The 21,864-nt window shown below is 35.1% G+C and carries 13 protein-coding genes; 7 read left to right on the top strand and 6 right to left on the bottom strand.

Annotation, left to right across the window (positions count from 1 at the left end; all coding sequences use genetic code 11):
- Nucleotides 1–39: 39 nt before the first annotated feature.
- The 5 genes from GTZ96_RS07130 (at nucleotide 40) to GTZ96_RS07110 (ending at nucleotide 8,652) form a co-directional block, all read left to right on the top strand.
- Entirely contained in the window at nucleotides 40–3,150 is a 3,111-nt protein-coding gene (locus tag GTZ96_RS07130) for a SusC/RagA family TonB-linked outer membrane protein (RefSeq protein ID WP_161642327.1), read from the top strand.
- Between the two features lie 17 nt (nucleotides 3,151–3,167).
- A complete protein-coding gene (locus tag GTZ96_RS07125) occupies nucleotides 3,168–4,685 on the top strand; it encodes a RagB/SusD family nutrient uptake outer membrane protein (RefSeq protein ID WP_161642325.1) in 1,518 nt (505 codons plus the stop codon).
- A 12-nt stretch (nucleotides 4,686–4,697) separates the two neighbouring features.
- The gene (locus GTZ96_RS07120) at nucleotides 4,698–5,567 is read left to right on the top strand and encodes a hypothetical protein (RefSeq protein ID WP_161642323.1); all 870 of its coding nucleotides are present in this window, start codon (nucleotides 4,698–4,700) and stop codon (nucleotides 5,565–5,567) included.
- Nucleotides 5,568–5,700: 133 nt separating this feature from the next.
- The gene (locus GTZ96_RS07115) at nucleotides 5,701–7,155 is read left to right on the top strand and encodes a glycoside hydrolase family 30 protein (RefSeq protein ID WP_161642321.1); all 1,455 of its coding nucleotides are present in this window, start codon (nucleotides 5,701–5,703) and stop codon (nucleotides 7,153–7,155) included.
- A gap of 24 nt (nucleotides 7,156–7,179) precedes the next feature.
- Nucleotides 7,180–8,652 carry a glycoside hydrolase family 30 protein gene (locus GTZ96_RS07110; RefSeq protein ID WP_161642319.1) on the top strand — a complete coding sequence of 491 codons (1,473 nt, stop codon included), beginning with the start codon at nucleotides 7,180–7,182 and terminating at the stop codon, nucleotides 8,650–8,652.
- Between the two features lie 219 nt (nucleotides 8,653–8,871).
- On the opposite strand, the gene GTZ96_RS07105 is transcribed toward GTZ96_RS07110, so the two are convergent.
- The 6 genes from GTZ96_RS07105 to GTZ96_RS07080 form a co-directional block, all read right to left on the bottom strand.
- Nucleotides 8,872–9,243, bottom strand: a complete 372-nt coding sequence (locus GTZ96_RS07105; RefSeq protein ID WP_161642317.1) for a hypothetical protein — start codon at nucleotides 9,241–9,243, stop codon at nucleotides 8,872–8,874.
- The gene (locus GTZ96_RS07100; protein WP_161642315.1) at nucleotides 9,233–9,592 is read right to left on the bottom strand and encodes a hypothetical protein; all 360 of its coding nucleotides are present in this window, start codon (nucleotides 9,590–9,592) and stop codon (nucleotides 9,233–9,235) included. The genes GTZ96_RS07105 and GTZ96_RS07100 overlap by 11 nt, the downstream gene beginning before the upstream one ends.
- A 77-nt stretch (nucleotides 9,593–9,669) precedes the next feature.
- Nucleotides 9,670–9,909, bottom strand: a complete 240-nt coding sequence (locus GTZ96_RS07095; protein ID WP_161642313.1) for a YtxH domain-containing protein — start codon at nucleotides 9,907–9,909, stop codon at nucleotides 9,670–9,672.
- 511 nt (nucleotides 9,910–10,420) lie between these two features.
- Nucleotides 10,421–12,727, bottom strand: a complete 2,307-nt coding sequence (gene tamL, locus GTZ96_RS07090) for a translocation and assembly module lipoprotein TamL (RefSeq protein ID WP_161642312.1) — start codon at nucleotides 12,725–12,727, stop codon at nucleotides 10,421–10,423.
- A 21-nt stretch (nucleotides 12,728–12,748) separates the two neighbouring features.
- Nucleotides 12,749–17,773 (bottom strand): translocation/assembly module TamB domain-containing protein, encoded by a 5,025-nt coding sequence (locus tag GTZ96_RS18415; RefSeq protein ID WP_317168886.1) that lies wholly within the window; start codon nucleotides 17,771–17,773, stop codon nucleotides 12,749–12,751.
- Between the two features lie 271 nt (nucleotides 17,774–18,044).
- Complete coding sequence (locus GTZ96_RS07080; RefSeq protein WP_161642309.1) at nucleotides 18,045–18,614, bottom strand: helix-turn-helix domain-containing protein; 570 nt, start codon at nucleotides 18,612–18,614, stop codon at nucleotides 18,045–18,047.
- A 215-nt stretch (nucleotides 18,615–18,829) separates the two neighbouring features.
- Here GTZ96_RS07080 and GTZ96_RS07075 point away from each other — a divergent pair, with 215 nt between their 5' ends.
- Nucleotides 18,830–20,512, top strand: a complete 1,683-nt coding sequence (locus GTZ96_RS07075) for a GH39 family glycosyl hydrolase (protein ID WP_161642307.1) — start codon at nucleotides 18,830–18,832, stop codon at nucleotides 20,510–20,512.
- A gap of 22 nt (nucleotides 20,513–20,534) precedes the next feature.
- A complete protein-coding gene (locus GTZ96_RS07070) occupies nucleotides 20,535–21,827 on the top strand; it encodes a PQQ-dependent sugar dehydrogenase (RefSeq protein ID WP_161642304.1) in 1,293 nt (430 codons plus the stop codon).
- Nucleotides 21,828–21,864 lie beyond the last annotated feature (37 nt).

Here is a 21,864-nt window from a genome sequence, read left to right as displayed (position 1 = left end):
CATCATATTACTAATCTATTAACTAAAAAAAATTGAAAAATGAAATTAACCAAATTAATTATTTTTTGTTTTTCATCTATTCTATTCTCAGTTTACGGACAAGCACAGGATGTTATCGTTAAGGGAAATGTTTCAGATGAAAGCGGAATGCCAATTCCAGGTGCTACTATACTATTAAAAGGCACAGTGAAGTCAACTACATCAGATTTTGATGGGAAATTCCAAATGGAAGTACCTTCAAATGGTGTTTTGACAGTTACTTTTATAGGATATACTACAGTTGCTGAAGCTGTAAGTGGAAGAACAAAAATTACCATTCAATTAAAACCGGAATCTCAATCATTAAATGAAGTTGTCGTAGTTGGATATGGAACTCAAAAAAAATCAGTTGTTACCGGAGCAATTTCCAGTATTAAGGCTTCAGATTTAAAAGATTTACCAATAACAAGAGTTGAACAATCTTTACAAGGTAGAGTTTCGGGACTTACAATTGCTGCAAACTCTGGACAACCAGGTTCTTCGGCAACGATTAGAGTTCGTGGTATTACTACATTTGGTAATAACGAACCGTTATGGGTTGTGGATGGAGTTGTTGTTGATGCGGGTGGTATTGGATATTTGAATCAATCTGATATTGCTTCTATTGAGGTTTTAAAAGATGCTGCTTCCCAAGCTATTTATGGAGCAAGAGCAGCAACTGGCGTTATCCTTGTAACTACAAAAAAAGGTAAATCAGGCAAATTAAGTGTTAACTATAATGGCTATTCAGGAGTTTCTCAAGCTGCTAGAAAACTTGATTTATTAAATGGAGAGCAATACGCTACTTTGATTAACGAGTCGTTAGTTGCTGGTGGAGGAAGCGTGAGATTTGCTGATCCAAAATCATTTGGCAAAGGAAGTAATTGGCAAGATGCTATTTTTAATGATCGTGCTCGCAGAATTGGACATGAATTAAGTTTAAGCGGAGGAAATGATGTTTCAACTTTTTATGCTTCTTTCGGTCTTTTAGATCAGGAAGGTATCGTAACTACTGATATTTCTAATTATACAAGAAAAAACATTCGTTTAAACTCTACTCATAAAATTATTAAAGGTGTGACTTTTGGACAAACTTTAGGATTTTCCAGAGAGAAGAATGTTGGTTTAGGAAATACTAATAGTGAATTTGGAGGACCATTAAGTTCAGCTATCAATTTAGATCCTATTACTCCAATTGTTGAAACTGACCCAGTTCGTATTAATGGATCACCATATAGCAATCAAAATGGAATTTTTAGAGATGCAAACGGTAATCCTTACGGAATTTCTCCATGGGTTACTCAGGAAATGTCTAACCCGTTAGCTTATACACAAACTCGTTTAGGGAACTACGGATGGTCAGATAACTTTGTTGGTAATGCTTATTTAGAAATTGAGCCAATTACAGGTTTGAAATTTAGAAGTACTCTAGGTGGTAAATTAGCATATTGGGGATATGAAAGTTTTACACCAGTTGCTTATTTAAACTCAACTTTTATCATTCAACAAAATAATCTTTCCAGAGGTACAAATAAAGGATTTGGTTGGAATATTGAAAATACGGTATTGTATACTAAACAAATTAGTGATCACAATTTTAGTATTTTAATTGGCCAAGGTTCTTATGTAGATAATATTAATAGTGGAACTAATGTTACTTACAATAATTTACCGGTATCTAGTTACAAAGACGCTTCTTTTAATTTTAATATACCATCAGAGCAAATTATTGCATCAGCTTATACAGGTGCAGAACACATCGTTACCTCTTTATTTTCCAGATTAAACTATGATTTTAAAGAAAAATATCTTTTAACAGCTATTATTCGTAGAGATGGATCTTCTCGTTTTGGATCTAACAACAAATACGGAACTTTCCCATCATTCTCTTTAGGATGGGTAGCTTCTAAAGAAGGTTTCTGGAAAGAGAATAACATAGTTACTCAATTGAAATTTAGGGGAGGTTATGGAGTTACTGGAAATGACGCTATCGGAGATTTTAGATATTTAGCTACTGTAGGTGGTGGTAGAAACTACACTATTGGTAATACTGGTTCGGTGACAATTGGTAACAGTCCTAATGCTCCATCAAATCCTGATTTAAGATGGGAAGAAACTAGCCAAACAAACATTGGTTTTGATGCTACATTCTTTAAAGATTTCAATTTCTCAATGGATTGGTATCTTAAAAAAACAACAGGAATTTTGCAAGATGTTGTTTTGCCAGGATATATAGGTTCTACAGGGAACCCTGTTGGAAACGTTGCTGATATGGAAAACAGAGGTTTAGATTTTGAATTAGGTTACCGTAAAAAAGTAGGTGGATTAAATATTGCTGTAAATGCAAATCTTTCTTACTTAGAAAATGAGGTTACTAATTTGGGAAATGGTATCCAGTTTTTATCAGGAGGACAAACGGTACAATCAAGTACTTACCCAATAACAAGAGTTGAAGTAGGACAAGCTTATAATGCTTTTTATGGATTTAAAACACAAGGGATTTTTCAAAATGAGGCTGAAATCGCAGCTTATACAAATACTTCCGGAGGTTTAATTCAGCCAAATGCTAAACCTGGAGATTTTCGTTGGCAAGATACAAATGGAGATGGTTCTATTACTGCTGATGACAGAACATACATTGGAACTCCAATCCCTAAATATACTTACGGACTTACCGTTAATTTAGATTACAAAAACTTCGATTTATTAGTTTTTGGACAAGGAGCAGCCGGAAATCAAATCTACCAAGGATTAAGAAGACTTGATATTGCAAATGCAAATTATCAAACAGCAGCTTTAGGTCGTTGGACAGGAGAAGGAAGTTCTACTGCTTATCCTAGATTAACAAGTAACGATACGAATAAAAACTTCAATAACCCCTCAGATTTTTATCTGGAAGATGGAGATTATTTCAGAATTAAAACCATTCAATTTGGTTATAGCTTACCAACCGATATTATCAAAAAAGCGGGATTAAGCAGAACAAGAATTTATTTAACGGGGGAGAACTTATTTACATTCACAAAATACACAGGATATGATCCGGAAATTGGTGGAAGTGTAATGGGGATTGATAGAGGATTTTATCCACAAGCCAAAACATTTATGTTAGGGGTTAATTTACAATTTTAATATAAAAAATAAGTATCATGAAAATAAAAAATATAAGATATTCACTTCTCGCATTTGGAGTGCTTTTAACAGCAGCGTCATGTAGTGAAGACTTTTTAACTGTTGAGCCAAAAGGAACAGAATTAGAGAATAATTATTATAAAGATGAAACGCAAGCTTATTCTGGACTTATTGCTGTTTATGATGTTTTAGGAAAACAATCAAGAGGATTTGAGAATATGGTGTGTATGCTAAACTCAGGATCTGATGATTTTTATGCTGGCGGTGGTGGAGCTACTGATGGTATCGGAATTCATGCTTTTTCTGATTATACAATCAGTCAAGTAACAATTCCAGGAAGTTTCTGGAATGATTTCTATCAAGGAATTTTTAGAGCCAATACCTTGCTTCAAAAACTTCCAAATGTTCCTATGGATGAAAACAAAAAAGCTAGATTCACTGCTGAGACTAAAGCTTTACGTGCTTATTATTATTTTGAATTGTTGCGTACATTTAGAAATATACCATTAATATTAGAGCCACTTCCAGCAAACGAATTTTATAATGTTTTGCAAGCAAAACCAGAAGAAGTTTATGCTCAAATTGAAAAAGATCTTAAAGAAGCAATTCCAAGTTTACCCAATACCATTGTGGTTAGTACCGAAGGAGGCCGTTTTTCAAAAGGTGCTGTAAAAGCATTATTAGGTAAAGTTTTATTATATGAAGGAAAAAACAGTGAAGCTGCAGTTCAATTAGCTGAAGTAAATGGAACTCCTGGAGGAACAAGTATTTATGGATATAAACTAGTTGCCAGTTATGCTGATTTATGGAAAATAAGCAACAAATTTAATTCTGAGGCAATTATAGAAATTGTTCACACAGATAAAAGTAATGCCGACTGGGGATTCTGGGGTAGTGGAAGTGACGAAGGAAATACTATCAACATTATGGTTGGCCCCAGAGGGTATACGAGACCAGCTAATTCACCAGCTCCTGATTATGTTTCAGGATGGAGTTTTAATACTGTAACTCAAAGTTTATATGATGTTTTAAAAGGAGATCCTCGTTTTGAATCTACTATTTTAGATATGAAAGCTCTTAAAGCAGCTGGTGTTGCTGATTGGGCTCCTTCTTTTGGAGATACAGGTTATTTCTTAAAAAAATTCATGCCATTAAATTCAGATGCTTCAACTGGTGGTGGTACTACGGCTTTAAATTACAAACAAAATGTTTATTCAATTCGTTTAGCAGATACTTATTTGATGGAAGCAGAGGCATTAGGAGGAACAGGAGCCAGAGCTCAAGCATTATTAGATGCTGTTAGAGCCAGAGTAGGATTAGGATCTGTACCGGTTTCTATTAATGCAATCATGTTAGAGCGTAGATTAGAATTAGCAGGAGAAGGACATCGTTGGTTCGATTTAGTGAGAACAGGTAAAGCGGCTACCGCTTTAGCCAGTAGAGGTTTTACAGCTGGAAAAAATGAAATCTGGCCAATCCCTTTAAAAGAATTAGAAAACACTAAAATTATTCAAAATCCAAATTATAACAACTAATTATTAAAACATATGAACCTAAATATAATTTTAAAAAGAAGTGTTTTTCTAATGTTTGCTTTATCATTAGGTACACTAGTAAGTTGCCAACCTGACGAAGTCGGTACAGGCAACGGAAATGGTTTAACAGCTGCAAGTATTGATGCTTCATTTACTGTAGCTCCAGTAAATGGTGAGATTAACACCTATCTCTTATCAGCTCAAACTAAAGGAGTGGTTTTATCTAAATGGAATATTGGTGATGGAGAATATACTGGAAAATTTGCTGAAAAAATTTCTTTACCAGATGCAGGAACCTATACCATATCACATAACGCAGTAGGAATTGGTGGAGCTACAGCTAAAACAACACAGCAAATTGTAGTTAATACCTCTGATCCACTTAAAGGAAACCTGGTTCAAGGGGGTAAATTAGACACGGCTTCAGATATAAGCAAATGGACAGTTTTAAACATAACTGCATCAGGAACCTCTTGGGCTTTTGCAAATGGTAAAGCAACAGTTACAGGTGGCGGTTGGAATCAGCAAGGATTCTATCAGGCTATTAGTGTAGTTTCTGGTCGCACCTATAAAGTTGATATGGTGTGCTCTTCTACAAGTGGTGTATCAAACACTTGGTTTGAAGTTTTTGTATCTCCAATAATTCCAACACAAAACAGCGATTATTCTGCCGGAGGAAAAATACGCACGATAAATACTTGGGCAGGTTGTGGTACATCTGCATTTTCTGGAAAAATATCAAGCGTTGGATGTGATGGCGCGAGTAATGCTGGGACTTATACCGCTACTGCTACAGAAACAGTTTATTTGGTTATTAAATGTGGTGGCGAAAATCTTAAAGATGGAATCTCCGTTGATAATATTGAGTTAAGAGGAATATAAATAAATTTAGTTTGGTTGTTGCAGAATAGCCCATAATCATTATGAGTATGGGCTATTTTTAAATCTGATAGCATTTTTTTATGTGAAAAGATTTGACAACCTCATTTAAAAGTCTAAATTAAAAAAGGGAAGAATGAAAAAAAATAGTTTTAAAGCTCTGTGTTTTTTGTTTTCGTTAGTGGCTTTCGCCCAACAACCGAAAACAAAAAAAGATTTTACAACCAATGGAAAAAAGATAAGGGTTTATACGACCGCTGAAAATTCAAATTTAAGATTAACATCTACAGATAATTTAATTTTTTCAGCAGCCAAACAACCTCTTGAAACTGAAACCTCTGTTTTTGTAGAACCCTCTAAAAAGTTTCAAACCTTTATGGGAATTGGAGGTGCTATTACAGATGCGAGTGCTGAAATTTTTGCTAAACTTTCAAAAGAAAAACAAACAGAATTCTTAAATGCTTATTATAATAAGCAAAAAGGAATAGGCTATTCATTGCTAAGAACAACAATACAAAGTTCTGATTTTAGCAGTGAAAGCTATTCTTATATCGAAGAAGGAGATACAGCTTTAAAAACGTTTTCTATTGATCATGATAAGCAATATCGTATTCCATTAATAAAGCAGGCCATCCAGACCGCTGGCGGAAAATTAACCACCTATGCAGCACCATGGTCGCCAAATGCTTTTATGAAAAGCAATAAGGATGTTCTTAAAGGCGGAACATTGTTGCCTGAATACTACCAGACATGGGCCAATTTCTATGTTAAATTTATAAAAGCATATGAAAAAGAAGGAATTCCGATTTGGGGAACTTCTACTCAAAATGAGCCAATGGCTGTTCAAACTTGGGAATCTTGTATTTATACTGCCGAAGCCGAAAGAGATTTTATTAAAAATTTTCTTGGACCAACTCTAAAAAAAGAAAAACTTGGTAAAGTAAAAATTATTGCATGGGATCACAACCGCGATTTGATGAACTATAGAGCTAACGTAATTTATTCTGATCCGGAAGCTTCAAAATATGTTTGGGGATTGGGTTTTCATTGGTACGAAAACTGGTCGGGAGGTTCATCAATGTTTGATAATGTTGCCAAAGTAAAAGAGGCATATCCTGATAAAGGACTTTTGTTTACAGAAGGTTGTGTGGAGAAATTTGATACCAAAAAATATCAATTTTGGGGTAACGGAGAAAGGTATGGAATTTCTATGATTAATGATTTTAATAACGGAACAGCTGGTTGGACAGACTGGAATATTCTTTTGGATCAAAATGGAGGACCTAATCATGTTGGCAATTTTTGCTTTGCGCCCATCCATGCTGATACTAATACGGGAGAATTAATTTATACGCCGTCTTATTATTATATTGGTCATTTTTCAAAATTCATTCGTTTGAATGCAGTAAGAGTGAGTTCTGCCGTGAGCAGAAGCGCATTATTAAGTACTTCATTTTTGAATACTGATGGTACAATGGCAACAATTGTCATGAATCAATCTGATAAAGAGGTTATTTATAATTTAATTATAGCTGCTGAAAAAACAGTAATTAGGATACCTGCACATGCTATCCAAACTATTGTATACTAGTTGCTCCACTAAAAAAATGTCAAAATGGAACTAAATTTTAAAAATACTATAAAAGCGTTATTCTTTACAATGACAGTATTTGCTCAGGTAAACTGCTCGTCTTCAAACGATGTTGCAGATTCTGAGGTTAATCCACCTGTGGTAAACCCTCCAGTTGTCGTAACAAACGATGTCGATTTTTGGTTAACAAAAGGAGATCAAAGTGTATTATTAGCAAAACAAACCGGAACATTGGGATTTGGTACATCAGTTAATGCATATACAAATATTGAAGTTAATGCTTCTCAAAAATATCAAACGGTTGATGGTTTTGGATACACTTTAACTGGTGGTAGTGCTGATGTGATTAATCAATTGACTGCATTAAAAAAGAGTGCACTATTGCAAGAATTATTTGGTTCTGGTGAAAATTCAATTGGAGTTAGTTATATCCGAATCAGTATTGGTGCTTCTGATTTAAATGCTGCACCGTTCACTTACAATGATCTTCCGACAGGAGAAACCGATTTAGGCCTTGCGAAATTTAGCTTAGAAAAGGATAAAAATGGTGTGATTGCACTTCTAAAAGAAATCTTGGCAATTAATCCAAAAATTTTAATTCTGGCAACGCCGTGGTCAGCACCGCTCTGGATGAAAGACAAAGACAGTTTTATTGGAGGGAAATTACAGACTCAATATTACGATGTGTACGCTAAGTATTTTGTAAAATACATTCAACAAATGAAAGCTGAAGGTGTTGTCATTGATGCTATTACCCCTCAAAACGAACCTTTGAACGGAGGAAATAATCCAAGTATGGAAATGTCGGCTTTAGAACAAACTAATTTTATAAAAAATAATTTAGGCCCAGCATTCAAGGCTGCCAATATTGCAGCAAAAATCATCGCTTACGATCATAATTGCGATAATCCAAATTATCCAAAAGCTATTTTGGCAGATGCCGATGCATTTGCTTTTGTGGACGGATCTGCTTTCCATTTATATGCTGGGGACATCAATGCTCTTACTAATGTTTACAATTCTTACCCGACTAAAAATATTTATTTCACAGAACAATATACCGCTTCAACAACTGATTTTGGTGGAGATTTAAAATGGCATGTTCGAAATGTAATAATTGGTTCTATGAGAAATTATAGTAAGAATGCCTTAGAATGGAATTTAGCTAACAACGACTCTTTTGGCCCTCACACACCAGGTGGATGTACAACATGTAAAGGCGCCTTAACGATAACTTCAAGCGAAAGTTTTCAACGTAATGTAGCCTATTACATTATTGCACATGCTTCAAAATTTGTTCCAGCTGGTTCTATTAGAATTGCAAGTAATTCAAGCGGAAATTTGCAAAATGTTGCTTTCATTACGCCTTCGGGTTCAAAAGTTTTAATTGTTGAAAATGATGGATTGGTAAATGAGAGCTTCAATATTAAATTTAATGATAAATGGATAACAACATCTTTAGCAGCAGGATCTGTTGGAACATATATATGGAAATAAAAATTGAAAAAGAAAATTACTACCGAAAAAGCAATGAGAAATGCCGGAGTACTACCGGTCATTTTGCTGACATGAGTAGCAAATTTTTCAAAGGTATTTGAATCCCCTTTTTTAGAATTTTTTATAAGATGTTTTTATGGTTTGGGCAATCAAGAATTGATAATCATCAACGATTCTGATAATAAATATTAGGACAGGGTAAGCAATGATAGTCCTTTGTTATTTTGAAAAACGACTGAATAGATTTTTTACTATTGTTTTTACATCATCAGAATGTTTTGAAACTACATTAGTCACACCAAATTGAATTAATGTTCCCAACACTTTTTTAAAGGAACTATGGGAATTGCCCGTTAGCAGTTTTTTTGAAATAAATCCTGTAAATAAGCCTATTGCGCTATTAACTAGATTGTGTTTTATTTCAGGAGAATCAACTACTTCGTGAAATACGCTCTTAATTAAGTTCAAAGGGTCTAAGCTTTCTGCTACCATATGAAGCTGTTCTTTTAATAATTCTAATTCATAAGCACGTTTTTGCTCCACCAAAATGATTAAATCATTTAACGAATCGGTTTCATTTTTAGTTTTCATGTTGTTTCTGTTTTAACAATTGTTTGATAATAGAATTGCTAATTGGATATTTTATCCATTGATGACGGAAAATGTGAAGAACGAATGCCGATAGAGCATAGAAACCGCCAATTACAAAAAAACCGTAAAAAGAATCACCCAGCAGTTTGCCAATCCACAATGCCAGTCCAATACTAATAATTATGACTGACAACGCAACTATTATAAAAATAGCAAGTCGCGAAACTAGTGATGAGACTACATCCGCTGATTTGTCTATTGTATTTAATTTAAACAGCTCCAAAGTTGTTTTGCTGTAATCTTCCGCTCTTTCTAAAAGTGTGGCAAGTGGTGTTGCATTGTCAGTCATAGCTTTAAAGTTTTAGTTAACTAAAAATTTTATAAGAAACTAATACACTTACGATCAGTTATTATTCTGGTCGCTTTTTAATATGTATTTCCTTTTTCGGCTAAATTAGTTACTTCGTCTTTAACGTTTTTAAATTCGTTTTTTAATGAATTTTCTAAATCACCGTATTTTGATTTTAGTTTATCCATTAAATCATTTCGTTTATCAATAATCTTGTTACGTGTTTCTGAACCTTTTTCAGGTGCAAAAAGAATTCCTAAAACCGTTCCAACGGCAAGACCTGCCAATACTCCTGATACTACTTTAGCTGTACTCATAATTTTAGTTTTTAAATTGTTTATGAAATTATTATTATTATTATTATTATTATTATTATTATTATTATTATTATTATTATTATTATTATTATTATTATTATGAAATTATTTTTTTTATCCAAATTGTGTTATTGTACTTTTGTCGTTTGAAAATCAAATTTGATATTTAGTAAAATTAAAAGCATTATTACAAAAAAAGTTTCATGATTTTTAAAAGAAATTTCAATATTCCCATATTTTAAAAAACCTCCTTAAACTGAATTAAAATAATTTTAAAATTAAATTCAGTAATATTCTTTCAAATGAAGTTAATAGCAAAAAGAATGGGTGTCAGAAACTCTATCAAGTGAATCTTAATTCCATTGAGAGTGTTTCAATGATTCCAATCGAGGGAACTTTAAAACGATTATTTTACTAACTATCAGATGAATATATTAAATATACATTTTTTAATTTAAAAATAGTTGTATAATTTAATTGATTTTTTATACAATTAAAAGTTAGTAGGAATTTAAAAAGGATAACCAATAGCCAGGTTGAATATAAGGTTTTCCTTGCGCCATGATCCACTGCCGAAATTGATTTGGTCAATCACCCAGCGTTGGCCTTCTTCCAGATAAGGTTTTCTGAGAGGGAAAGCCAAATCAGTTCTAAGTAATAAAAAGGAAAAATCAAATCGGAGTCCCATTCCGGTACCTACTGCCATTTGATCCAAGAATTTTTTCGAGAATTCAGCACCGGGTTTATTTGGATTTTTATGCATCAACCAAATATTACCCGCATCTACAAAGACTGCTCCTTTGACAATATTGAAAAGTTTAACCCGATATTCAGTATTCAGTTCCAGTTTGATATCTCCCGATTGATCAGGTAAAAAGGAACTTTCTGTTTCATTTAAAAATGATCCAGGCCCAATAGAGCGTGCTCGGAAAGCCCGGATGCTATTGGTACCACCAATAAAAAACTGCTTGATATAAGGAAGTTCTGTTGAATTCCCGTAGCCATAACCAACTCCAAACATAATACGACTCGCCAGCTGAGAATCGATGCCAAGTTTCATATAATGTCTAAAATCGTTTTCTATCTTGACATATTGACTGAAAGCCACTCCAAATACTTTAGTGGTATCACCTTGTTTAACATTAGCACTGGATAGTATACCTGCCAGTGTTCCTGCTAAATATACCGAAGCTTTATAGTAAAGCGTATGTTTTCGGTTTGTTTCCATTGTATTCGTATACGTATAAGAATAAGTTGGTCCAAAAACGAGTTGTTTTTCAATGACTTTTGCCAATGTAGGATCAGCTGCCATTTGTTCTCTATATAATGCGGTCACATTGTTGGGACTCACATAATTGATATCCGTAATATTCAGTTGGTGTTCTTTCCTTATATTTTCTTTCCACAGATAACCAAAGGAACCTTTGAAAGAATTCAAGGCATACAAGTGTACTCTTTTTTGGAATTCATAGCCCAAAGTGGCTTTGGTTTTTGGCATGAAGCCACTGGAAGAATGCAATCGGAACGGGGCAATAAAACGAGGCCATATCATATTGACTTCTGAACCCACACGGTAAACATTGAATCCGTTATTTTGACCCGACATTTGAACTTCCAGCCCGCTAAAAATAGAAACCGTAAATAATTCAGCTCCCTTAAAAGTATTGCGGTTACTCCAGTTCACATTCAGTTCAGTTCCAGTATAATTCGCAGAATTGGTTTTGCCTAAAACTTCCACTCGAATGGATTTCTTTTTCAGCGGAGTAAGGTAATAATAGGCGTCCAAAGCCGTACCCAAGGAATCTGAAAGCACAAACTGGTTCTTAACAAACTTAAATGTACCAAGGTTCACCAAGCGGTTTAGCGAAAGATTGTGGGCAGTACGGTTATACAAATCGCCTTTATAGAAATAGAGCGTATGGTCAAAGATGCGGGGATTAAAGAGTTTATCCTTATCTACAATTGTAAAATCATGGTAAGATAGTACCGCAGTAGTATCTTTTTCCATTTTTTTCAGATAGCGGTTATTGTCTTTTATCGAATAATTAGGGTAAACCATTATTTTATTGATAGTAAAGACTTGTTTGGCCTGTTTTGGCGTTTCCTCCTTTACTTTTACAATCAGGTCGGTTTGATATTTACCGATAGTACTATCTATTTGTACTTTTAGGTAATCGGGACCAAAATAGTAGTATCCCTGTTCCTTAAGTTGGCCGTCAATGCGAATCCGTTCTGCTTTAACAACATCAAGACTATAACCATCTCCTTCTTTAAAAAGCGTTTTATCACGGGTAGCCGCTATAGCTTTTCCAAGAGCTGAGGAATCTGTGGGGAATTTAATTTCTTTTATATGGTATTGTTTTCCGGGCTTAGTAATATACTCTGCTGTGGCACGTTTATTTCTTCGGGTAGAATCTGCCGAAGCGGTGGCCTTAAAGTAACCACGATTCTGGGAATAATTTTGCAACAGCCGGGTATTATAATCCAAATCTACCTGACTGAACAATACAGGAGGTTCTCCCGCCTTAGTACGCAGCCAATGACGGAATCCCTTTGTCTTTTTAGGCTCACCAGCGAGATTGTATAAAAATAACTTTATGCGCATACCAGCTATCTTAGAATTTGGCTTAGGGCGGAGGAGGGGCTTCAATTCTTTTTGTAGCAATTTGCGTTCGTGTCGGGAAATAGCGGTGTCAATCACTTTGACTTTTCCTCCCACATATAATAGTTCTCCTTCGGGTAGCTGCCTGGTATTACTGCAGGAAGAGGCCATTAGTAGCACTGAAAAAAATAATAAATAATGATTTAGCGTTTTCATACTATACTTTTTTTACTGCTGTTATTTGGCTTTTTGTTTCTCTTCCTCTTTTCTTTTTTTCATGTCCCTACGGATTTCTTTGTCTTCTTCAGAACGATGAAAGAGTTCGCTGAATTTATTATAATCCATCGTAATGGTAAAAGCTAAGCCCGTTTCAATTACCTGCCCTTGCAATGCCACCTGATATTCGTTTTTGCGGTAGGCTCTTAGCATATAGCGACCATCTTTAGATAATTGGTAATTCAGTGAAACATCACCGGCAATGTTTGTGGCATCGCGATTGATTTGTTCTGGTCCTTCGATACCAAAACTACTACCTATTGTTACCTTCAAGCGGTCATTCAATAATTGTTTTGATAAACCGACATTTAAATCGGTGCGGTTTTCACGGTTTCCGGTAGTATAATCATCTGAAGATTCCAAATCCAAATCAAGTTGAACTCCTTTTATTAAATCGGCCGCCAGATTATTTAATTGTTGCGAAAGGATTTTGCTCACACTTTGACGGGCAAGTGATTCACTTCCGGTACCTGCTTCACTGGCAAAAGGATTTTCGCCTATGAAACGGTTCAAAAGCAAGAGGGCAAAAACCTGTTTGTTTAACTCATTAGGTTGTTGACGCAATTGTACCAGTTTGGTTCTAGTATTGGTAACTATTTCAGAGGACACATTGTAATTGCCTTCGGGTAGTGTGATATCAAATGAAATTTCCGGTTTCAACAATTCACCTTTCATTTTTAATATCGTTTCGAACGGAATACGTTGTTTGTAGGTGTTCCTAACTGTTGGAGAAACATCCCCTAATTGATTCGCAACCAAATCAAGGGGAGAGGTCAAGGTTTTATAGACTGCCGTAATATTAATATCGGCAGTAGTAGGTTCTCCTGTCCAGAGTATATAACTGCCGTCTTGTATTTCAAATTTTCTTTTCAGAAAATTAAAAGTCATTTCATAAGTTCCTTCCTTTAATTCATAACGTCCTGTTAGGGTGGTTTTTCCCGATTCATCAATACCGCCAATAAGCTGGGCTTCGCCTTTTACTTTTAAATAATCACCATTCCCTTTGTCAATAATCATGCTTAGTTCCGCTTTTTTATCAACTTCAATGGCTACCGAAACATTCATGCCTTTGAATTTTGATTTATTGAGGGTGTCCATCGCTACTTTAAATCGCTCGTCAATCAATGGGGCATCCTGATCAATAAATTCGACGATACCTTCTCTTTCAGCTATAGAAGGGTCAGACTGTGGAAGGACAACTGTAAATTGTGTATTTTCATTTACTTTGATACTGCCATCAACTACTGGTTTATTCATGTCTCCTTTTATACGCAAACGGCTATCCACAAATAATTTTCCATAATAGAGGTCGTTATCTTTTGCAGTGGAATTGGTTACTCTGAAATTATCTGAATTCACCCTAAGGTTGAAAGCAAAATCACGGTAATTAGGTGTATCTATTTTTCCTCTGATGTTCAGGTTGTTTTTTTCGGCATCAGACATACTGAATTTTTCAAAGACTAGGCCTTCTTCGGTAAAAGCGACACTGTCATTAAGTAATTCAAAGGCCGAATTGAGTGTTTTTACAGTAAAAGCCCCGTTATGAAACTGCAGATTCCCAATTACTTTAGGCTGCTCAGCTGTTCCATGGATATTGAATTTTCCCGAAACAAATCCACTGCTTTTAGTCAGCTGATCAAAAGTAAACGGTTCTATGCTTAACATATTGAGGTGTTGTATGTCAAGATTTAGATTAAAGGCTTTCTCATTATTCCTGTATTTTCCATCAAGAGTCAGCTGGTTTTCCTGCCCCGTCAATGTCCCCTGAACCGAATAAGTATCGGCTATACGATTGTCTACTTTTAAACTGATATCGCCAATGACAATTTTTTTGAAGGTAAAATTCCCGATTGTCAGGTCAGAAGTAAAAATAGGCTGGGTAGTGAGATTTTCCAATGTCACATTTCCATTCAAGAGTCCTTCAAAAGCTAGTGATTCCTGCTGAATCATTTGTGAGAATGTGGCAATATCAAAATTAGTAAAATCAATTGCCAAAGGGGAGTTAGGCGACTCAGAACGCGATTGTAGCCTCATGATGCTTTGGGCATGATTGAGTTCAAAGTTTTGGGCATAAATGGATTTATTACCCAAGCGAATAAGATTATTATCGGCTATATTCCATTGCTCATAATTCAACAGTAAATCTTTAGGTAATAAATGAATTTCGGTCTTTCCATTCGCCGCTTTAACGGTTCCAGAAAGCACATATCGGTCTTTGTTTTTTATGTCTGGAAGCTGTAGTTTATAGCTTAGCGTATTGTTTTTCAGATTCCCTTCGATGAGAGACTTCGGTACTAGGAATTGAGGATTTTTCAATTGACCAGTACCGCCTTTGTACACTAAACCACCATCGACTGTGTTTATATTTAAGAAAATAGTACTGATAGAATTGGTATCGTAAATAATTTTAGGTAAAGCAGCATTCAATATAATACTATCATTAACACTGTTATAGCGTCCATTAATACTGATAGGGTCGAGCTGTTTAATTTCTGGAAACAGTTGGCCAATTATTGGGTCATTATTGATGTTTACAGAAAAGACCAATTGTTGAGGTTTTGTAATTTTTTTTATTGCTCTGGGATGTAAATCATAATATTTTGCTATTGAATTTGTAAAGGCAGTGGTTATTTGGCTCAACTGATATTTGCCTTCAACACTGGCTTTTAAGAATTGCGATTTTACTTGTAAAGAATTATTTTTAGCTGTGGCAGTTGCAACTACCTGAATCGAATCAGGAAGGATTTGTTGTTTGTCATTCGAAATAAGAATATGATGTGCTGTAACGGTTCCGTTAAGGTAATCTAAATCGGCTGTAGGGATAACAGCATCAAGCTGCCCTCTAATTTTTAAGGGGCCGGCATGGAGGTTTAGTTTTTCCAGATCGGCAATATCTACGTTCATTTTTAAATTGATCTGTGGGTAAATATCAGCAAAGCTGCCTTTTGAAACTAAGTTAAAATTTAAATTGGGGTCTTTCATACCCACTTTGGCTTGGTAATGACTATTCGCAATCGTACCATTCAACGCCAGATTGTGGTAAGTATAACCACTAAAACTTCCCTTAGACATGGTTCCGTTTATGGTTGCTACAGCAGTTTTTGGATTCAGTCCGTGGCCGTTAACCTTAGCATTTAGGGTGATTTTTCCAAGAGAAGTGTTTTTAATTAGTTTACCAAGATTAAAATCGATCAGTTGAGCAACACCCTTGTAATGCTCCTTGTTTTTTACACGATAATCAAAAATGGTATTGATTTTGGCTATTCCAAAACTGCTATTTACTGCTAAATTAGTTTTGAAGTTATTCAGTGTCCCAGTGAAAGTACCTTTGACAGCCATTTGTTCCGGAAGCTGAATAGTATTTGGCAAGATTCCCGGATCTATAGATTGCTGAATGTCTTTAGCACCCAGTTGCAAATGTTTAATGTTCAAGTTATACCAGGCTTTTTTCGAATCAGGTAAACCAACAATCCTGCCACTTCCAGTTAGACGCAAACCTCCTATACCGCTGATTTGAATTCTAGGAAAACGAATATCTTTAAGTTGCCCACTAATAATACCATCTACGGGAGCAATAGCATTTTTATGATTATTGAAAAAAGGTATTTGATATAAATCAGGGGTAAATAATAAAATGTCTTTAAATCCAATATGACTCTGTTGCAGCTTAGCATTAATTTCCAACAGTCCAGGAGTCGATTTCAATACAGTCAAAGAAGGGTAGTGCAACATAATTTCATTACGCAATAAAGTATGTGGCGTTTTTAGATATAGTTTCTTTAATTGAAAGCCTTGATCGTTATATACAATATCCGTACTCAACATTTGAATGTTCAGTCCACTTTGATCTTTTACGGCAAATGATTTTATTTTTCCGGAGTAGGTTGATGCAGCGTACTTAAATTCGCTTGCCTTCAACTGAAGCTGACGAACATTAAAATGCTTGTAGTTAATACCGCGCATAATATGTGCCGCATTTTCATCATCAAAACGGAAATTGACGTCTTTTATACTAGTGTTTGCAATGCTAAGTTTCCAATTGGGTATACTTTTTTCTGGAAGAGTTTGAATATTAAGCTTCTGATTGAATTTACCTAAAGTTAAGCCACCTTTTATCCCTTCAAGTTCTAATTTTTTAATGGCTATATTCTGCTTTGGCAAATTGGTTTCTTCAAAATCGATAAATAGTTTTTGCAATGCTATGCCGCTATTGAGCTGGGTACCAGTGTTGTCATAATCCACTTTTATCCTGCTAAGGTCAATTATACCTAATTTGATTTTCAGGTCGGGGCGTTTTTTAATTATAGAATCAGCTGTTACAACCGTTGTTGTGGCAATTTCACGTACCAGTTCGCCCTGTTTTAATTTTACGGTCAGACCATCAAGACTGATTTTTGGCACATCAAAATTCATCTGATTAAGGTCAAATGTTTTTATACGCATATCAAAGTCTTTCAACGATATATTGAGATTGTTTTTGGTAATGGCATCATCAAAATACAACCGGATATGGGAAAGAATGATATCGTGGAGGGAAAATTTGGTTTCCTTTGTATTGCTTTCGGTCTTTTTGGAAGCAAAGGCTTTGATAATATAATCAAAATTGAAAATGGAATCTTTATCACGTTTAATATTTGCCGTGATGCCATTCAGGTTAACAGAATTGATTTCAACTTCATCATCCAATAATTTGAACAGGCTGATATCAATTGCTAGTTTCTTACCGGCAAGCAAGGTGTCACCTGACTGGCTTTGGAAATACACCTCTTCCAATACAATTTTTTTAGGTAAGCCGATTGCTACATGTCCAATCTGAACAGGAGTATGAATTTTTCCTTCCAAATAGCTTACCGCTTTGTTTTTTACAGCATTCTGAACAGAGGGTATCTGAATTAATAATACTATAAGCAAAAACAGGCAGATAATAGAAGCTATTATCCAGCCTACTATTTTAAGGCTTTTCGTTACGTATTTATGTACTATCACTTTTTATTTGGAATTCATGCCATTAGTAACCACTCGTATACAAAATTGACATAAAAAGTTCAGAACAGCATTACAAATAATAGATATTCTTTTATATAATTCGCATATTAATAAACTCTAAAATAGTCCAATTTTTTATGGTTTGATTTCGCAATAAGAACCACTTTATTGGTTGAAGAATTAAATTTATTAGACATTCAATAAAAGCCTATAGAAATAGTTCATTTAAAAATCTTTATCTGCAAGCAGAAAATTCAACTTTTATATGTTGTTAAACAAAAATATCAATATAGGTAACCTCATTTGATATGGGGATAATTCCATGTTTTTGAAGTGCATTAAAATACAGGCTGTCTCCAGTTTTAAGTATGTATTCTGTGTCACCTATTTGCATTTTCATACTGCCTTCGACTATAAAAACAAACTCTTCACCTTCGTGTGATAGCTGGTGTGGTACAACTTCTCCCTTGCGGGCTACAAATAAAAATGGCTGCATTTTTTTGTCATGATACTCTGAGGCATAAGGAAATATCATGTATCCTTTCTCGGTCTTCACCATTTTTTCCATTGCGGTATTCCTACTCGTAACAATGGCTTTATTCCATCCGTCCTGTTCCAAAAGACCTGAAACAGAAGTACCTAATGCTGCCGCAATTTTTACCAGTGTGGCAACAGAAGGAATTGTTTTATCATTCTCTATTTTGGAAATCATGCTTTTAGATAATCCACAGCTATCGGCAACTTCTTGCAATGTGCGTTTTTGGTTAATACGCAATAACTTTATTCTTGCGCCAACCTCAAGTGTATTTGCTGGTGTAACGGTACTATTTTCTTTTTCCAAAATACAGTAGTCAATTGTTTAAATTAATTTTTTGCTTAATATTAGATAATTATTGCAATTATTCAGCTAATCAATATTCTGAAATTAAAATACGAATTAAAGATACTAATTTTAATAATATATAATTACATTTGTCAACATTGTTGAATAAAAGTAAACATTATTTTTAAATATAACTAACTATTGCGGTAATTCCGTATAAAACAAACCAAACTATGCTAAAACTATTCAAGTATTGCCTGGCTGTCTTTATATTCCAATTTTTAACCCAAGGCCTCTATGCTCAAAGTCCTGAAATTACGGTAGATCTTAAACAAGAGATAGCTCCGATGATTCCAGTATGGGCATGGTTTGGTTATGATGAACCCAATTATACGTATATGAAAGATGGTAAAAAGCTTCTTAGCGAAATTGCAGCTTTGAGTCCGGTTCCTGTATATGTACGCACGCACAGTATGCTTGTTAGTGGTGATGGTGTTGCGGCCTTGAAGTGGGGATCTACAAATGCTTATACAGAAGACACTAACGGGAATCCAATATACAACTGGAGAATAGTAGACAGTATTTTTGATACCTATGTTTCCCGAGGCATGAAACCCTTGGCGCAAATAGGTTTTATGCCTGAAGCTTTATCAACACATCCTACACCCTATAGACATTATTGGAAACCTGGAGATCCTTATACTGATATTATTACTGGATGGGCTTATCCGCCAAAAGATTATGACAAATGGAGAAATTTGGTGTACGAATGGGTTAAACATTCGGTGGAACGCTATGGGAAAAAAGAAGTAGAAAGCTGGTATTGGGAAGTTTGGAATGAACCAAATGGACACTATTGGAAAGGCACACGAGAAGAATTCTTTAAGATGTATGATTATGCAGCCGATGGGCTTAAGCAAGCCTTGCCTACAGCAAAAATAGGAGGGATTAATATTGCTGGTACAAAAGGGAAGGGAGCTCAGGAGTGGACCAATGATTTCATTAAACATTGTATCAATGGGATCAACTATGCTACAGGAAAAAAAGGTTCGCCTATGGATGCGATTCTTTTTCATGCTAAAGGCAGTCCTAAATTAGTAGATGGTGCTGTCCGAATGAATATGGCACCACAGTTAAACGATATAGAAACTGGTTTTAAGCTTACTATGTTGTATCCAGAAACAAAAAATCTCCCAATCATAATTGGTGAATCAGATCCTGAAGGCTGTGCAGCCTGCGGTATGGCTACCAATCCAGAGAATGCTTATCGAAATGGCACCATGTATTCCAGTTATACAGCGGCATCTTTTGCCCGTAAATATATATTGGCAGATCAGACAAAAGCAAATTTTTTGGGTGCGGTTTCATGGTCTTTTGAGTTTGAAAACCAACCCTGGTTCTATGGCTTTCGCGATCTTGCAACCAATGGAGTTGATAAACCGGTGCTGAATGTTTTCAGAATGTTTGGTATGATGTCAGGAAAACGTTTAGCTGTTAAAAGCAATCGTATGTATCCTATTGCCGAAGTTCTAAAATCAAGTGTTCGAGGTACACAGTCAGATATTGGTGCATTGGCAACAAAAGATTTAAAATCTGCAGCAGTTATGGTGTGGAATTATCATGATGATGATAAATCTGGCCCTGTTGAAACGGTAAACATAACTATCGAAAATATTCCCGTTAAGAAGGTTACTTTAAATATTTACTTAATTGACAAAGAAAACAGTAATTCTTATGAAGTATGGAAAAAAATGGGTTCGCCTCAAAATCCTACTCAGCAACAAATAGATACACTCGAAAAATCAGGAAAACTAAAATGTATCTTAACTAAAAAAATAAAAATTAATTTAGCCAAAACGGTATTGCCTTTAAAATTAGAACGTCAAGGTGTAGCTTTGGTAAAACTGGATTGGTAATCATTAATTTAAAACATAAACAATGATATTTTATAAGTACATAACATTAGGCTGTACACTAGCAGTTATATCAACATTCAATATTTCAGTACAGGCACAAGAGTACAAAGATCATGTAGTATTACCCGAACCTTATGCAACAAAATCGAGTAAGGTGTTTTCTAAAGTAATAGGCTGGAAGGGGAATCAGGCACCTGTTGCTCCAAAAGGTTTCGCCGTAAGTAAATTTGCCAGTAGTTTAGAAAATCCAAGGTGGCTGTATGTTGCAAAAAATGGCGATGTGTTTGTGGCAGAAGCAGGCACTAGAATACCAAAAACGAAACGCAGCGATGAAAAAGATGAATTTTTTGCGTCGAAATCACAGAATTTTGGCAGTGCTAACCGTATTACGATGTTTAGGGATAAGGATAAAGATGGGGTTTATGAAAGTAAATATTCTTATTTAACTAACCTTAATCAACCTTTTGGTATGTTGGTACTTAACGATTATTTTTATGTAGCCAATACCGATGAGGTTTTACGTTTTCCTTATCACGAGAAAGACAGTATCAATCACGGAAAATATGAAAAAATTATAGACCTTCCTTCTGGAGGATACAACAATCACTGGACGAGAAATATAATTTCTAGTCCCAAAGGTTCTAAGATATACATTACTGTAGGTTCAGAAAGTAATGTGGCAGAACATGGTATTGAATCGGAATTTAAACGCGCCAACATTCTTGAAATAAATCCCGATGGAAGCGGGGAGCGTATTTATGCCAGTGGCTTACGTAATCCTAATGGAATGGATTGGGTACCAGGAACAAAAACCTTATGGACTGCTGTAAACGAACGCGATGATCTTGGCGATGATCTTGTTCCAGATTATGCAACCAGTGTTAAGGATGGCGGATTTTATGGCTGGCCTTATTCTTATTTTGGACAAAACGTAGATCCACGTCATAAAAATGAACGACCTGATTTGGTAAGCAAAGCCATCGTTCCGGATATTGCCCTTGGATCACATACAGCATCACTTGGACTGACATTTTACCGAGGTAAATCTTTTCCTAAAAAGTACCGCAACGGAATGTTTATTGGTCAGCATGGATCATGGAACAGAGCTATATTATCAGGTTACAAGGTAGTTTTTGTACCGTTTAAAAATGGACATCCTTCGGGGAAACCAGAAGATTTTTTAACTGGTTTTATAGCAAATTCCGAAAAGAATGAAGTACACGGACGGCCAGTTGCTGTTGCTGTTCTCCCAGATGGTTCATTATTGGTAACCGATGATGCTGCAAAAACAATCTGGCGGGTAAAGGCAAATTAGTTTAAGAACTAAGATTAAAATGGCGCAATTTAATTCT

Source organism: Flavobacterium undicola (assembly GCF_009909155.2).
Taxonomy (GTDB): Bacteria; Bacteroidota; Bacteroidia; order Flavobacteriales; family Flavobacteriaceae; genus Flavobacterium; species Flavobacterium undicola.
The sequence above is the reverse complement of the archived record's forward strand: the minus strand, read 5'-3'. Positions and strand labels throughout refer to the sequence as shown.